The following is a 15,290-nucleotide window of genomic DNA, read 5'->3' on the forward strand; positions in this document are numbered from 1 at the left end:
ATCTATACTCCAACCACACCCGAAGAGCTGGATGTCGTCATCGATCTGGTTGAAAGCTCGTACACCTTCATCACCGGCATCACTCTGGGCTAAACGCCCACCTGCTGACCTTGCCGTTGCTGACTAATACGCAGGTCAGTCAAAATTCAGTTTTACCGGAATTTCAGGTGATTCACGTACCACCGCTCTAGACGGGCCTGATCCAGAGATGTGGCGCAACTTCAATGGAGGCAACCAGGATCGTTTGCTTCGACACGTCCTCGTAACTTGTCAAAACTACATACCCCCAGTAGATATTTGGTATGTTTCGCTTGATCCTGTCGATACTTCTTGTTGTTGCATTGTCTGGTGCATCCGCAGCGTCCGTGAAGCATGGCTTGACCCATGGATCGGATCATTCTGGTCATCATGCTCAAATGGCGGACGACGATCCGTTGGCTAATGCCGAGAAAGCTGCTGCGGATTGTTGCGACACTACTAGCGGCATGGGTTCAGCATCCTGTTTCGGTGATCTTGTCGCCACGGCAGCGATTTCGCCGATTGCTCCATTGGCGATCTCAGAGGGTGGTGTGACGCATGCTGATTCCGATTTTTCGGGCCTCGCACTGGGTGTCCCCACCGGTCCTCCGAAAGCCTGAACGGCAACGCGCGCCCGCCCGCAATCCGTTCAAATTTCACATCAAAGGACCGACAGACATGATCACACGTCGTCACTTCACCAAACTGTCTGCAACTGCTCTCATCGCGACCGCTCTTCCCGTCCGTGCAGGCACCCCAATGCACGTGCTCAGTTCACCAGGTTGCGGATGTTGTCACGCATGGGCCGACTTGGCTCGCGCACGCGGCTACGCCGTCACCGTTGAGGAACTGACGGACCCCGAGGCACAGAAGTCAGTGCGGAGCATCCCGATGAACCTCGCGTCCTGTCACACTGTAGAAGCCGATGGTTATGTCTTTGAAGGCCATGTGCCGTTCGAAGCACTGGAGGCCGTATTGAAGGATCGGCCTGACATCACAGGGCTTGCTGTTCCTGGCATGCCAATGGGCTCCCCTGGTATGGGCGACGATCCGTCCGCCCGTTACGACGTCATTGCATTTGGGGGAGAGGCTGGGGCCGGTACGGTATACTACCGCGCGGGCACCGCGCAGCCGTTCGACACCTGATGCTAGGGCGCACAACACTCTTGGTCACCGGTGGGCTTGCGCTCGCCGGTTTTTCCGTAGCGTTCGTTTTGGCCCAAGCCTCTGAAGCGGTCGGTCTTTTAACACCTGATGACGCGGAAGTTGTCGCCATTGGCCAAGAAATATACGCGGACCAATGTGCTACCTGCCACGGTGAGAACCTTGAAGGACAGCCAAACTGGCGGATACGCGGCGAGGATGGTTTGCTACCAGCACCGCCGCATGACGCCACAGGGCATACGTGGCACCACGATGATGAAACGCTTTTCACCCTGACCAAATTTGGCCTGGCCGGACTGATGGAAAATGCGCCCCCAACCGGTATGCCGGCCTATGAAGGTGTGCTCAGCGATGACGAAATCATAGCGGTCCTATCTTTTATCAAGTCAACCTGGCCCAATGACCTTCGTGAGTACCACGACGAGTTGAATGCCCAATCCGAATAGAGGAAAACTCAGATGATCAAACAAACTCTTATCGGCTTGGTCGTAGCAATGGCTCCAATGCTTGCGGCCGCGCATTCAAAGCCCGAAGCAACGACACCGACAGACGGCGCGACTGTCACGGAAGTGTCGGAGCTTTCCATGCAGTTCGATGATCCGATGCGCGTCATCTCGGTCACGCTGAGCTCACCCGATGGCGACGTCGAAATTGAACGCGAAACGGGTATGGACCACGCCAAAGAATTCCGGGCCATGCCGTTGGAAAAGCTCACACCGGGAAGCTACCGCTTCGACTGGCGTGGTATGGCTTCCGACGGTCACCCGATGCAGGGAAGCTTCTCTTTCACAGTCGCTAAATGACCGGACTGGCCCCCATTGACGGTGTTGTCGTCTTGGCCATTTTGGCGAAAGCACTTGGCTACGGTGCGGCGCTGCTAGCGATGGGTGGCGTCCTGTTCACGGTCCTCTTTGCCAAGCGCGCTGAAGAGTCTGTTTTGCGCCTTGCAAGGCACCTCGCGGTCGGTGCAGTTATTGTCGGTCTTGCCGTGCTGGCTCTACGTTTCGGGATTAGAGCGGCGCGGATATCCGGGATGGGCTTTGAGGGCGCGACGGACCCAATGATGCTTGGCTTTGTTTGGGGCAGTCCGCTTGGCACCGCCGCGATTTGGCGAGGAGTGGGTGAACTCGCGATATTGGCAATCCTGCTTCCCCGCGTCGGGCAATGGATCGCTTTGGCGGGTAGCCTCGCCATTGCGATTTCATTTGCCCAGGTGGGACACTCGCTCGGAGAGCCTAGAGCGGCTCTCGCTGTCTTGCTGGTTCTTCATCTGCTGGCTGCCGCGTTTTGGGTCGGTGCTCTCCTGCCTTTGCGCAAAGCGGCGCTCACTCCCAATGGGGCCGATCTACTGCACCACTTTGGCAGTGTCGCTGCTTATGGAGTTGCCGTCCTGATTGTTGCAGGCGCAGCGCTCGCGTGGCTGCTTTCGGGCACTGTGGCCGCCTTGTTCGGAACGGCCTATGGATTGGGGCTTTTGGTCAAAGTCGTGATCGTTTCTGCCCTGCTTTGTATAGCGGCGCTGAACAAGCTGAGATTTGTTCCGGCTCTCAGGGCTGAGAAGCGTGGCGCTACACTTGCTCTACGACGGTCGATTTCAATAGAGATGTTGGCTGTTGTCCTGATCCTGCTTGCAACGGCGACCCTAACCAGTCTGACGACACCTCCCATCAATCTCTGACGGCTTATGGTCCGAAGCAGGAGCTGCAAGGCTTTGTTACGAATGTGCGCTTTGGGCTGCGACTAGCCAATTATGCAAACCGCAGAGTACGGCGGCACAGAGCCCAAACTACATGTTTTCTGTGATGCAGCGAATGTCGGCTTCAGAGTGGCATGCTAATGAAGCTCCATAAGTGGTCACGGATTTGCCGATACACAAGGCGAATACCGGGTTGAGCCTAGTGCTTTCATCAGTATCGGGTCTTGAAATAAGCGTTAGGCCCATGAACGTTGTAATACCGTCGCCAAGTGGCTATATAAGACCCACTAAAGTTCTGGTTTTCTGCGGCCTAGGCGTATCGCCTGCTAGAGTGAACTAAGTTCTTCCATCATGAAAATTCAGCTGTCACGTCCTCTACTTGGATCTGATGTTTGGGAAGGTTGCCGATGTTTTCGCGCACAACCACATCGCTTGTGACGGTTGTTGATCCGTTGTGGTGATCAGACGCACCGGTGGTTTGCCAAAGAACCACAACGCAACCGTTGATCAAACAAGCTTCCGGTAGGCCCGAACTGGACCTATCGGTCATCGCGACTTGGGAAGGACCCTAGCGCGAGAATAAGAATGCGCAAAAAGAAACAAAACAGCGCGGCGGCGCTTTCTCCGCCAGAGGATCCAAAATGACATTTCCAGAATGGACGAAACCAGGCATCTACGGTGCGTTGTGTGGTGCGATTGCGGTCTCAATCCTTGGCTTTACCTGGGGCGGTTGGACAACCAGCGGCAGCGCTCAAGAATTGGCGAAGGACCATGCAAGCGAAGAAGTGACGCTCGCGATGGTGCCGGTTTGCCTGAACAGGTCAGCGGCTGACCCCAGGCGCGAAGAAATAATCGTAACCCTCCAAGAGGCCTCTGGCTTCAGTCGCCGCAAGGCTATGATGGATACGGGTTGGGCTACGCTGCCGGGGTCGGAAACGCCAAGCCGCGACCTTGCAGATGCCTGTATCGCGGGGCTTGCGCTAGATGGATCATAACTCAGAGGTAATGCCGCAACTCTGTCGGGCGATCTGGGGAGCGCACCTGTCACCAGGCATTCAGATGATTGCGGCTCTGATTGTGCTCCCAATCTGTGCTCTGCTTCTGTTTTCGACGCCTGCATATGCTCAATCCACATCGCAACCTGTGCCTGAAAATGCCACTGCAAGGAGCTACGGCGAAGGTTGGAAATGTAACGCCGGGTACAGGCTGAGTGGCGACGTCTGCGCCGTTGTCATAGTGCCAGCAAATGCGTATCCGACCAACCGCACCTATGGTTCTGGTTGGGAATGTCTTCATGGTTTTCGCAAGAACGATGATACCGACTGTGTTGCGGTAACTGTACCCGATGGTGGATTTCTTGATCCATCAGGTGAGCGCTGGCATTGCTCTCGCGGTTTTCAAAAAATCGATGACACGTGTCAAGAAATTGTCGTGCCCGCAAACGCCTACCTGGCAGCTACGACCTATGGGCCCGCGTGGGAATGCAAACGTGGGTTTGAAGCATTGGACGACCTTTGCGTTGCCATTGTAGTCCCGACCAACGCGTATCTGAATTCATCAGGATACGGCCGACCCTGGACATGCGAACGTGGATACTTTGCACAGGATGGATTATGCGCGCCTGTTGTGATCCCTGAACATGCCTACTTCGACGATGCAACTTACGGCACGGGCTGGAAGTGCGAGCGGGGATACGCAGCCTCAGGTGTGAGCTGTGAAGTAATAGACCTTCCTGCGAATGCCCATCTCGACAGGTCCGGAAACCGCTGGGACTGCAACAAGAATTTCAAGTTGTCTAAAGGTCTGTGCGTTCTCGATAACTGAGCGCGCGGCACGATATTCTCGACTTCATTACCCGATGGTGACGTCAGCGTTGCCTTCGGCGTCGACCACATAAAGGAAACGTCATGAAAACCGACTATAACGCGGCAAACACTATCCGTCGTCCCGTCAGTGGTGCACAAGCGCCGCCATTGACCAGAGACGAACCCATAAGCTCAACCTCTGCCACTCAGATCGTCTTGCCACCAACTGCGATTGTCTATTGCCAAGGCAACTTCGCCAACATTGATGGCAAAACTGCAAACGGCCTTGTTCGTCATTCAGAGGCCTACAGGATCCTGTCTGTTATCGATAGCAACCACGACGGCGAAGACAGTGGGCAGGTTCTTGACGATGCAGTAAACCACATTCCGGTCTTCAGAAGTCTGGACGCCGCCGCCGTCCATGAAACCGTCATCCCGGATACCCTCATTTACGGGATGGCGCCTTCTACGGGGAGACTCTCCTCAACGGATCGCAGCGTCGTTATGGATGCGATATCACTAGGTATGAACATCGTCAGTGGATTGCATGAATATCTGAGCGATGACCCTGAAATCGCGTCTTTTGCGGTCGAACGCAAAGTCACCATCCGAGACATTCGAAAACCTAAACCCAGCAAGGATATGCGCCTGTTCGACGGGAGTATTGCAGGTGTGAAAGCTCTGCGAATAGCGGTTCTTGGTACCGATTGCGCCATTGGAAAACGGACAACAGCAACCGTATTGGCCCGCGCCTTGAACGCAAGGGGCATCAAGACTGTTCTTGTTGGTACGGGCCAGACGGGTTTGATGCAGGGCGCAAAATATGGAGTGGCAATGGATGCCGTACCGCCGCAGTTTTGTTGTGGTGAGCTTGAAGGCGCGATTGTTGACGCTTCCGAGGCTGAACAACCCGATGTCATATTGATCGAAGGTCAAGGAGCGTTGAGTCATCCGGCATTCTGCACATCCGCCTTTATCCTGCGGGGCAGCCAACCAGACGCCGTGATCCTTCAGCACGCTCCAAAGCGCGCACATCGCTGTGATTTTCCCAATATGCCAATGCCCAAGCCTGCAAGTGAGATTGCCCTTATCGAAGCTTTTGCTGACACAAAAGTCATCGGTGTCACGCTCAATCACGAGGGGATGTCTGAGGCCGAGATTACCGAAACTATCGCCGCACAGTCACGAAAACTCGGGCTGCCTGTAACGGATGTACTCAGCCGGCCAGTATCGCATTTGCTTGCAATGGTTGTCGCCGCCTATCCTGGGTTACATCAATCCACGCCTGTGGCTGCGATATGAGTACACCCCGCATTGAGGTGCATCTGAGCAAGATACGCCACAATGCAAAGACTGTGATCGGGCGCCTCAAGACTCGCGGCATCAGCGTCACCGGTGTGACCAAAGCAGTGTGCGGGCATCCAGCAATCGCTCGGGCCATGCTGGACGGTGGCGCTGTGGGACTTGCAGAAGCGCGTCTTAGCAACGTGCGGAAATTACGCAATGCGGGCATGACATGCCCGATCACCATGATCCGTACACCAACGCTGAGCCAGGTCGATCAGCTCGTCCAATACTGTGAGGCAAGCTACAACACAGAGAGCCTCGTGATTACCGCTCTGGCCGCCGCCGCGATCCGGAAGGACTGCATTCACGGCATTATCCTGATGGTTGAGATGGGCGATCTGCGCGAAGGGATCATGCCCAAATACCTCGGTTCAATTGCACGGCAAGTGGTGGATATGCCAGGTGTCGCGCTAAAAGGCATCGGAGCGAACTTCGCATGTCTGAGTGGAATTGCCCCGAATGCAGCAGACATGGATGCCTTGTCTGTCCTGGCGAATGACACAGAGGGACAGTTTGGTCCCTTCCTTCAGACGGTATCTGGCGGTAACTCGGCCAACCTTTCTTGGGCCTTCAGTGGACATCCAGCTGGGCGCATCAACGATTTAAGGCTGGGGGAGGCAATACTTCTGGGCGTTGATCCGGTATCCGGAGATCAGATAGGCGGGATGTATACTGATGCCTTTACGCTTGTCGCCGAGGTCATTGAAACAGGGTCCAAACCTGCAACTCACCCTCAGAGCATCTGCGACCCGGTATTCAAAAGACTTCACCTTGTCCCAAAAAGTGGACAGAGCACACAATTAGTTCTCGCCATTGGCCAGCAAGATACGGACGTTTTCGGGCTTGCTATGCCTCCTAGAAACAGACTCATCGGTGCAACAAGCGATCATCTTGTCGTCGGCACTTACAATTCGACGCAGAGCGTGGGATCGGAAATGAGATTCCAAATGAACTATAGCGCGTTGATGAAAGCCATGTCCGCTCCTGACGTTAAGACAAAGCTGCTCCATCGCAGTCCTTCACGTCACGTGCGTGTCTCTCAAGGACCAGGCAATCACCTGGCATCAATTTGAAATACTCAACTGATAAATGCGCCGTTGGAAACGGATAGGAGAATAGCCATTGGCAAAGCTGAAAAAAGCAACTCTCTTCAATGCACACGTTCCCAAGGCGGAAACGCCGATGGAAAAAACAACGCGGGTCGTTAGGGAAATGGTCAACGAAGAAGCAGAGCAAAGACAGATCAAGAACGCTCGGCTTCGCAAAACTCGGCTCGAAAGGGATGCGAAGACACCATCTGAAGCCAGTCCGCCGAAGCCCGTCAAAAAGCGGTGACAGGATCGTTGGCCCTTCTCTCCGCGCAACTTAATTGAGCGAAACACAAACAAAGCAGCTAGCGAGCCCTACTTTTCTCATGCATCAGTAGCGCCCGTACTCGTTTCAAGGATATTGCCATGACACTCTCAGATGAGAGCTCAGAAAAAGTTCACTACATCTGCCAAACATATGTGGAACAGAAGCCAGGACGCGGAGGGCAAGGAAGCCTGAAAATAGGCAAGCAATTTGAATACTCCACGGCAGCGGAGGCACAAAACAGAGCAGAAAGAGAAGCGCAATCCGACGATTGCGCTGGCGCCGACGCCTACATGGTCAGTGAGGATCCGAACAGTGGCGAAGTCGGGTCGCCAAGTTTCCTCATTCGGCTTGGCAATGTCCCGGAATTTGACGAGTTTTAGATATTTTGGACGTGGGTTTTGCAAAGAAACTGGGCCATGAATACCAGAAAAACCGGACATTGGTGCAAGCGCAGCGAAAGCTAATTTTGTCCGCATTTCGGAGTTTGCAAAGCCCGACGATGAAGGTCCGGTTTGGGCTGGTAAGCCACCACTTCCTTGAGCGCGTTCTTCATCAACGGCGACAATACCTCAGTACACCATTCAAAATTGAAGGTAGCTACGCTACCAGTTGCGCTCACTTCCCAATAATCAGAGGTGATATCGAAAGTTTCACCATTGGCAGCTCGGCGGATATTGGTTGGGCGCAGTGCTGGAATGCCGTGAGAGCACGGTTTGTGCTTGTTCATTTCTTATCTTTCTTCTTTGTCGCGGCTTCTTCGGCCAACTTTTCGCGGTGATCGAGCAGGCTAATGTACTCACTTGTTTCTGAGCCAATTATGTTGAGGAATTCCGTATCCTTGGCAGCGGCTCGAGCTTCCTGTTCCGCCCAGATCGTTCGGATGCTTTTCGCTGCGCCAATGTCGGACTCTCCTCCGAGATAGCGAGAGATCATGTGAGATGTTTCCGACCACCCAAAGTGATAGGTGAAGACCTTTCGAGCTTCTTCGCCGCTGGTTCCAAGTTCGTTTAGAAGCTTGGCCATTTCTCGAGCCTTCTTGTGTCGCATAGGGTGCGGCGTTAGTTTTCGAACGCCTGCCGCTCTGGAGGCGTCTCTGAACACATCGTCAATTGCGGTCTTGGACATGGGCTTGCCATACTCAATGGGATCACGAGCCAAGTTGACAAACATGAAGGAGTTTGAGTTTCTGCCGCTTTGAAAATCGATGTCGTCCCTCACATCCATCCATTCATCGAGGGTCTCGATCAGCAACGGCGACGCTTTCAAACTGATTTTCCGGTCGAAGGTCTTTGCGTTTGGCTGACGTTTCCTAGGGTCTTCTGGGTCATTGTGGCGGCGAACGACCTCGATCAAATCATCTTCGCTCTTATAATCTTCGGTCTTCAATTGACCCAACTCGCCAGCGCGCAAACCAAGTTCGGAAAACATCAGTAAAATCAGGTAGTTTCGTAGTGCTCGAATTCGGTTCTTGGGCCAAACATCATACGGATTGCAGATCGCTAACCACAGGGAAAAGCGGTCAGCAGCTTTCTCATGATCGTATGCCTTGATCCGGCTTTGTGGCATACCTTTGCGTACCTTTCGAAAGTAATTCGCATAACTCCCCGGCGCTGTGTGGTGGCCGCCGTCACTTAGCTTGATCGCTGGTTCCAAGAGTTGTTTGCGACGGCACAGTTGCCGTTCGGATTCTGGACTTGGCTTTTTTCGAAGCAAGCGATTGCCATATTCGCCGAGCCACTGGAGGTATTCTTCAATACCAATTTGCCGTTGGACTATTGTGCCAGCTTGAACGCTTCGCTCTTCCAGACACCTGGTAAGAAACTTCTGCTCATTCATGGGCAAAACCCACGCCAGCTTACGCAAATCCTGGATTTGAAAATTCAGGAAGTAGTTTAAGTCTGCTAATTGCTCTAAGCTCAGGCATTCTCCGTCTAGCATGATGGTGTAAAGGTCGACACCTCGGTGAATTGCCCAAAGTTCGAGAATGGCGATGTGAGATAGTCGGGTGGAAATAGTATCAGGGGTGTAGTTTCGCTGACGTGTCTCGCTGACAACCCAAGCCCAAGGCCAAAGAGCGATGCTGCCATCTTCCCGGTAAATCGAAAATCGGGTTTCGCCAGCTCGAGTTTGAGAGTGTTTCACAGGTTGCCGGCCTAGTGTTGAGATGGGCTTCAAGGGTTTCTCCGAGGCAGTGGATGGTCTCCAAACAATACCCGAATGGAGGCCAATCTTCAACTTTCTCGCGCTTGGTGCGGCCCTAAATATTTAGCAAGAACAAACACTTGCGCTATTCTTGGTCCCTAATGGATAGATGGGGGACTGTTCTTGGATTTCAAGGATAGAAGAAGAGTAGAGAGGCGATGGTGCTCTACGATTGGCTATTCTTGCCAATGAGAGCCCTAAGATTTTTTTCCGGTCTAACGCGTTTTTGAGCATTGTCGGTGCCAGTTTTGACCAGCGCTGCGAATCACCGGAGAGGCCCGCAACTGCAAATGATCGAAGGGAACAACCTCGACAGACAAACCAACTTGGAGGCAAGGATCCACGCAACCTCACCAGGCTGCACATTTGCAACGATCATCGGCAACAAGGCTTGTGCCTGTCACGGTTTGATATCGCTGACCGGAGCCTTTCTCAACAGGCTTACCCATCATGTCAGAATTCTTGAGATGAACGGTGACAACGATAGCCTGACGCAAAGCAGGGCAAAACAGCTCAAAGACAATTCTTGAAATGGAATTTCGATTGGTCCTGACGGACCAAGGCACCTCGGCACACGCCAGCTATTTGGAGAGCGCGCGTGCCAAGGTGCCAGTCACTCTGAAATGGCCGGGTATTGCGCCTCCCAGTGGTCGGAAAACATACCGCTGTTGGCATTTCAAAAATGAAAACGTCTGAAGTAGTTGAGACCATCTGAGTCTCCGTCCGTGACTGTAAGTCAAATCTAGTCAGCAACGTGCACCAAACTACGTGGCAAAGAGTGCTGTCGGTCATTTTTGTTCCCAGAACGCCCAATCTTTTAAAGCTTTGTGATAATTGGCTTTTTGTGGGTCTTGCGTGTGTGTGCGTGGGCACATTTCGAAAGTTCCGTCCAGAAAATACTTGTTCCGTAACTTCAAGTGATGACGCAAGTCTTTTGAAGGGGGAATCCGATCTGATGAAAAAATTTTTAATAATTTACAAATATTTAGGTGCTCGAGGCTTCCTCTGGAACGAAATGGTTGGCATATAAATGGAACCATTTTGAACCATAAGCCACGTGGGCCACTTCTTCGGCATAGATGACCTCGAGCGCGGCAATTGCCTGCTCGGCTTTGGCCTTGCGGAATATGTCGATCATGCCGGGTGTCACGTCCAACCCACGCGCCTCGAGCACCATGGGGACAACCGCCAGTCGCCCCATCAAATCTTCGGCAGTGTCTTCGGCCGCGCGCCACATTCCCGCATGCGCGGGCAGAGCGCCATAGTGGCTGCCCTTGCTTTCCAGACAATCGCAGACCATTTCGAAATGCCGCGATTCCTCTTCGGCGCATTTGACCCAGTCATCGTAGAACCCGATGGGCATCGGCACGTGGCCAAATCGCGCGATGATGTCCCAGTGTAGGTCGACGGCGTTCAGCTCGATATGCGCAACTGCGTGAAGCAGGGCGATACGCCCGGCCTCGGTTCCGGGCTTGCGCTTTGGAACCTCACGCGGCGATAGCAGCTCGGGCTTTTCCGGGCGGGCAGGGTTCAGCGGCGGAGTTGCGGTTCCCACCTCAATCTCAGGCGCGTCGCCCTTGCGCGATGCGAACCAGGCGGCGGCATAGCGCTTGGACAGGGCAGTCTTTTCCCGAACATTCGCTGTTGTCAGGACTTCGGTCGCCATCTGAGTCAGTGTTTTGGACACCGCGTTGTCTCCGTTGGTTGAGATGGACGGCTCATAGACCGGATGACGACCGTGGTCGAGAGGATTACAGGCTGCGCACAGCCTCTAGCACCTCGTCCACATGGCCGGGGACTTTGACTTTGCGCCAGACCTTGGCGATCTTGCCCTCGCCATCGATCAGAAAGGTCGAGCGTTGAATTCCCATGGATTTCTTGCCGTACATGTTCTTTTCAACCCAGACGCCATAGTCCTCGCAGACCGAAGACCCTTCATCCGACAAAAGCGGAGTCGTCAGGCTGTGTTTGGCAATAAACTTGTCGTGCTTGGCAACACTATCCCGCGAGATGCCAAAAACTTGAGCCCCCGCATCTGCAAAGGCCTGAAGTTGTTCCGAGAAACCGATGGATTCCTTGGTGCAGCCCGGCGTATCATCGCGGGGGTAAAAAAACAGAACGACGGCACCGCCGCGCAGGTCCGATAGGGTCACTTCGCCGCCGCCGTCGCGGGGTAATGTGAAATCAGGGGCGATGTCTGTTACGTCGGGCATTGGAAACTCCGCTAAAGGATTTTAAGTGCTGCCCGGCATAATAGGGCGACGCGAGCGGGTTGAAAGACTTGGATAAAAAATTGGCTCAGCACGAAGACGCAAGTGGCGACCGGCCCGAGACGCCTGTCCGCCGCCGGTCACGCCGTCGTATCGCCGCGCGCTGGAGCATCGGAACCTTGTTTTTAATGTGCCTGCTGGTCGGAGCGGGCTGGTTCTTTTTAATCGGAAAACAGCTGCACGCGCCGGAATGGGTCACACAGAAAGTAGAAGCGCGTCTGGAACGCAGTCTTGGCGGTTTGAAATTCACCTTTGGGGACGCCAGCTTTATCGTAAACGAAAAGTGGCGCCCGCGTATCCGATTGACGGATGTGACCATCAGCGATGCGGCGGGGCGTCAGATCGTTCAGATTTCGGATTTGCGAACACGCCTGTCGATGCGTGAATTGCTGCGCGGCAAGATCAGACCGCGGCGGATCACTATGCTGGGTGCGCAGATTGCTTTGACCCGTGGTGAGGATGGTGCGCTGTCGCTGACTGTTGGGTCGGGCAGTGCTCCGGTGCAAGAGGCCCCGACGCTGGCACAGCTTATCGAGGAATCGGATGATGTGTTCCTGTCCCCGTTTCTGTCAGGTTTGCGGGCGGTCGATCTGGAATCGTTGACGCTGGATTATCAGGATCTGCGGCTGGGGCGGGCCTGGGTGTTTGACGGCGGGCACATCTCGATCATCCGGGACGGCGATGAAATGCGACTGGCGACCGGGTTTTCGGTTCTGACCGGGCGCGATTACGCCAGCACGATCGAGGCGAACTATACCAGCGTGCTTGGTACCCCTCAGGCGAGTTTTGGGGTTTCGATCACCGATCTTCCCTCGGAAGACATTGCCACCCAGAGCGTTGCACTGGCTTGGTTGCAGGTGCTCAGTGCTCCGATTTCTGGCGCGTTACGGGGCAGTGTAGATGGGCAGGCTGCGCTGGGTCCGCTTTTTGCGACGTTGAACCTAGGCGAGGGTGTCCTGCAGCCCAGACCCGAGACGCGCCCGATCGGGTTCGAATCCGCGCGCGCCTATTTCACTTATGACCCCGCGCGTCATGTTTTGGAATTCAACGAGGCCTCGGTCGTGTCCGATGTGGGGGCCGTGCAGGCCGAAGGTAAAGCCTATTTGAGCGGGGTCGAAAATGGTGTTCTTGAAAGCCTGACATCACAGCTGACCCTGAACAGTATCGATATCTACCCCGGTGGTCTGTTCCCGGAATCGCTGGAAACGGCGCGGGCGGACGTGGATTTTCAACTCAAGCTTGCTCCGTTCGAGCTGCAGCTGGGGCAGTTGACTATCACCGATGCCCTACACGAGTTGCACGCAACGGGCAGTTTGATCGGCCAGCCGGACGGTTGGGATGCCGCGTTTGATGCGCAATTGGACAAGATGGGGTCCGAGAACCTGTTGCGATACTGGCCCGAAAGACTGGCGCCGAACCCACGGAAATGGGTGTCGGAAAACCTGTACGAGGGGCAGTTTTCGGATGTGGAATTTTCACTGCGCTTGCATCCTGGAAGTAAGCCGGACCTCTATCTGGGCCTTGGGTTCGATGAGGCCAAGATCAGGTTTGCCAAGACCTTGCCGCTGATCCAGGACGGGCAGGGCCGGCTTAGCCTGTTGAAAGACCGCCTTACCGTCACGGCTGAAAAAGGGGTTGTCATCGCCGATCAGGGTGGCGCGGTGGATGCCTCGGGAACCTCGTTCATTATCCCGGATACAACTGCCAAGGGCGGAACGCCTGCGATTGCTCGGATCGAGGCGCGCGGCAGCGTCGAGGCCGCTCTGTCGCTGCTGGACCGCCCACCATTAAGCCTGATGTCCAAAGCCAACTTGCCGGTCGATCTGGCGGCTGGTGACGTAAGCTTGTCAGGCACCTTGTCATTGCCGCTGAAAAAGGGGCTGAAGTTTCACGACACCGAGTTCCATTACACCGGTGAAATCGACAATGTGCAAAGCGATAAACTTGTGCCTGACTATTCCGTTAGCGCTGACCTTTTGAACCTGTCCGGCAATCAGACCGAGGTGAAGATCGACGGCTACGGCTTATTCGGCCAAGTGCCGATGCAGGTCGCGTGGCGTCAGCCCATTGGCGGGGATGGGCCGCAACGCAGCGAACTGACGGGCCAGATCGAACTGTCGCCTTTGTTGATGAGCGAACTGAAGGTGCCGCTGCCGCCGGGCATGCTGACTGGAAAAGGCACAGCGGATATCACCGTTGGAATCGGCGCGGATGAACCCGTCACACTCTCTGCGACCTCGGACCTCGCCGGGGTCGGAATGGCAATTCCTGAACTTGGCTGGCGCAAAGGGACGGGGGCGACCGGAAAGATGACACTGGACGCCACGCTGGGTGAAAAGCCCAAAGTGGATGATCTGACGCTTGATGTCGCGGGGCTGCGCACTAAAGCCTCGATCTTCTTCCGGGACGGGGGTGCCTTTGACCGGATACGGTTCAGTTCGTTTGATCTGGGCAACTGGCTGGCGGTGCCGGCCGAACTGATCAACACCGGCGGACCTGTCCCTAATATCGTCGTTCAGGGCGGTGTCATGAATCTGGGTCGCGCAACCTTCGGCGAGGGCGGTGGCGGAGGAGGGTCAGGCCCCGGTCCAAGGATCGATGTTCTGTTGGACCGCCTGCAGGTGACCGAAGACATTGCACTGACCGGGTTCCGGGGCGCGTTTCAAACCACAGGCGGGGTGAACGGCACCTTTACGGCCAATGTTAACGGCGGCACGGCGGTCAGCGGTCAGATGAGCCCGCGCGACAGCGGTAGCGCCGTGAACATAAAGTCGAAGGACGCAGGGGCCGTCCTGCGGTCAGCTGGTGTTATCACCCAGGCGCGTGGCGGCAGTTTGGATCTGCAACTGGAACCGGTCAGCGCGCCGGGGAATTATGATGTGATCCTCAAAATACTAAACACACGCATTACCGATGCACCGGCAATGGCCGCACTGTTGGACGCGATCAGTCTTGTTGGTCTTTTGGACGAGATGACCGGGCAGGGGATTTTTTTCGCGACCATCGATAGCCGCATGCGGATCACTCCGACCGAAATCAAAGTTCTCAGCGGCAGTGCCGTTGGCCCGTCTATCGGCTTGTCCTTTGACGGCACGATCGACACGGTTGCGGGCATGCTGAACCTGCGTGGCGCGATCTCTCCGATCTACCTGGTGAACGCAATCGGAAGTGTGTTTACGAAAAAAGGCGAGGGGGTCATCGGGTTCAACTACAGCCTGACCGGGCCGCTTACGAAGCCAAAGGTTTCCGTAAACCCGCTGTCTGGCCTTGCGCCACTGTTCCTACGCAATTTGCTGCGCGCACCGGCCCCGACTGTATCAGATGGCCCCAATGCGCTGCCGAGAAAGCCGGATGAGCCCAAAAAGACCTTTGGCTCTCCACCACGGGACAATTGACCCGGATGGGCTGTTGCTGATTCCGATGCGGAATTGT

Annotated in this window: 15 protein-coding genes and 1 pseudogene; 12 read left to right on the forward strand and 4 right to left on the reverse strand. The window is 55.0% G+C overall.

The genetic code is table 11. From position 1 onward, the window contains the following. The first annotated feature begins 302 nt into the window (after positions 1-302). The 10 genes from AC2FJC_RS02820 to AC2FJC_RS02865 all read left to right on the forward strand — a co-directional run bounded on the left by AC2FJC_RS02820 (position 303) and on the right by AC2FJC_RS02865 (position 7,766). Positions 303-638, forward strand: coding sequence for a hypothetical protein (locus AC2FJC_RS02820; protein WP_496738334.1), 336 nt, complete (start codon positions 303-305; stop codon positions 636-638). Positions 639-696: 58 nt separating this feature from the next. Further along, positions 697-1,164, forward strand: coding sequence for a DUF411 domain-containing protein (locus tag AC2FJC_RS02825; protein ID WP_496738335.1), 468 nt, complete (start codon positions 697-699; stop codon positions 1,162-1,164). Further along, positions 1,164-1,628, forward strand: a complete 465-nt coding sequence (locus AC2FJC_RS02830) for a c-type cytochrome (RefSeq protein ID WP_496738336.1) — start codon at positions 1,164-1,166, stop codon at positions 1,626-1,628. The genes AC2FJC_RS02825 and AC2FJC_RS02830 overlap by 1 nt, the downstream gene beginning before the upstream one ends. A gap of 12 nt (positions 1,629-1,640) precedes the next feature. Continuing rightward, a complete protein-coding gene (locus tag AC2FJC_RS02835) occupies positions 1,641-1,985 on the forward strand; it encodes a copper resistance CopC family protein (RefSeq protein ID WP_496738337.1) in 345 nt (114 codons plus the stop codon). Beyond that, positions 1,982-2,860 carry a CopD family protein gene (locus AC2FJC_RS02840; protein WP_496738338.1) on the forward strand — a complete coding sequence of 293 codons (879 nt, stop codon included), beginning with the start codon at positions 1,982-1,984 and terminating at the stop codon, positions 2,858-2,860. Before AC2FJC_RS02835 ends, AC2FJC_RS02840 begins: the two co-directional genes overlap by 4 nt. A gap of 659 nt (positions 2,861-3,519) precedes the next feature. Further along, positions 3,520-3,873: a hypothetical protein gene (locus AC2FJC_RS02845; protein WP_085822381.1), complete on the forward strand. Its 354-nt coding sequence runs from the start codon at positions 3,520-3,522 to the stop codon at positions 3,871-3,873. 912 nt (positions 3,874-4,785) lie between these two features. Next, entirely contained in the window at positions 4,786-5,985 is a 1,200-nt protein-coding gene (locus AC2FJC_RS02850) for an N-acetyltransferase DgcN family protein (protein ID WP_496738339.1), read from the forward strand. Continuing rightward, positions 5,982-7,103, forward strand: a complete 1,122-nt coding sequence (locus AC2FJC_RS02855) for an alanine/ornithine racemase family PLP-dependent enzyme (protein WP_496738340.1) — start codon at positions 5,982-5,984, stop codon at positions 7,101-7,103. Before AC2FJC_RS02850 ends, AC2FJC_RS02855 begins: the two co-directional genes overlap by 4 nt. A 49-nt stretch (positions 7,104-7,152) precedes the next feature. Beyond that, on the forward strand, positions 7,153-7,365 hold the full coding sequence (locus AC2FJC_RS02860) for a hypothetical protein (RefSeq protein ID WP_496738341.1): 213 nt from the start codon (positions 7,153-7,155) through the stop codon (positions 7,363-7,365). 119 nt (positions 7,366-7,484) lie between these two features. After that, positions 7,485-7,766, forward strand: a complete 282-nt coding sequence (locus tag AC2FJC_RS02865) for a hypothetical protein (RefSeq protein WP_176865828.1) — start codon at positions 7,485-7,487, stop codon at positions 7,764-7,766. Between the two features lie 80 nt (positions 7,767-7,846). On the opposite strand, the gene AC2FJC_RS02870 is transcribed toward AC2FJC_RS02865, so the two are convergent. Together AC2FJC_RS02870 and AC2FJC_RS02875 are read right to left on the reverse strand one after the other, a co-directional pair. Next, positions 7,847-8,113 carry a hypothetical protein gene (locus AC2FJC_RS02870; RefSeq protein WP_496738342.1) on the reverse strand — a complete coding sequence of 89 codons (267 nt, stop codon included), beginning with the start codon at positions 8,111-8,113 and terminating at the stop codon, positions 7,847-7,849. Then, positions 8,110-9,561 carry a tyrosine-type recombinase/integrase gene (locus AC2FJC_RS02875; protein WP_496738343.1) on the reverse strand — a complete coding sequence of 484 codons (1,452 nt, stop codon included), beginning with the start codon at positions 9,559-9,561 and terminating at the stop codon, positions 8,110-8,112. The genes AC2FJC_RS02870 and AC2FJC_RS02875 overlap by 4 nt, the downstream gene beginning before the upstream one ends. A 443-nt stretch (positions 9,562-10,004) precedes the next feature. On the opposite strand from AC2FJC_RS02875, the pseudogene AC2FJC_RS02880 reads away from it, so the two are divergent. Beyond that, a pseudogene (locus AC2FJC_RS02880) lies at positions 10,005-10,118 on the forward strand (ATP-binding protein); the annotation flags it as partial. 455 nt (positions 10,119-10,573) lie between these two features. Here AC2FJC_RS02880 and AC2FJC_RS02885 read toward each other — a convergent pair. Together AC2FJC_RS02885 and AC2FJC_RS02890 are read right to left on the reverse strand one after the other, a co-directional pair. After that, positions 10,574-11,254 (reverse strand): ferritin-like domain-containing protein, encoded by a 681-nt coding sequence (locus AC2FJC_RS02885; protein ID WP_496738592.1) that lies wholly within the window; start codon positions 11,252-11,254, stop codon positions 10,574-10,576. 85 nt (positions 11,255-11,339) lie between these two features. Beyond that, positions 11,340-11,801, reverse strand: a complete 462-nt coding sequence (locus AC2FJC_RS02890; protein WP_496738344.1) for a peroxiredoxin — start codon at positions 11,799-11,801, stop codon at positions 11,340-11,342. A gap of 80 nt (positions 11,802-11,881) precedes the next feature. Between AC2FJC_RS02890 and AC2FJC_RS02895 the strand changes: the two genes are divergently transcribed. Next, the gene (locus AC2FJC_RS02895) at positions 11,882-15,253 is read left to right on the forward strand and encodes a YhdP family protein (protein ID WP_496738345.1); all 3,372 of its coding nucleotides are present in this window, start codon (positions 11,882-11,884) and stop codon (positions 15,251-15,253) included. The last annotated feature ends 37 nt before the right edge of the window (positions 15,254-15,290 follow it).

This window comes from Ruegeria sp. CDSB117, assembly GCF_059611005.1.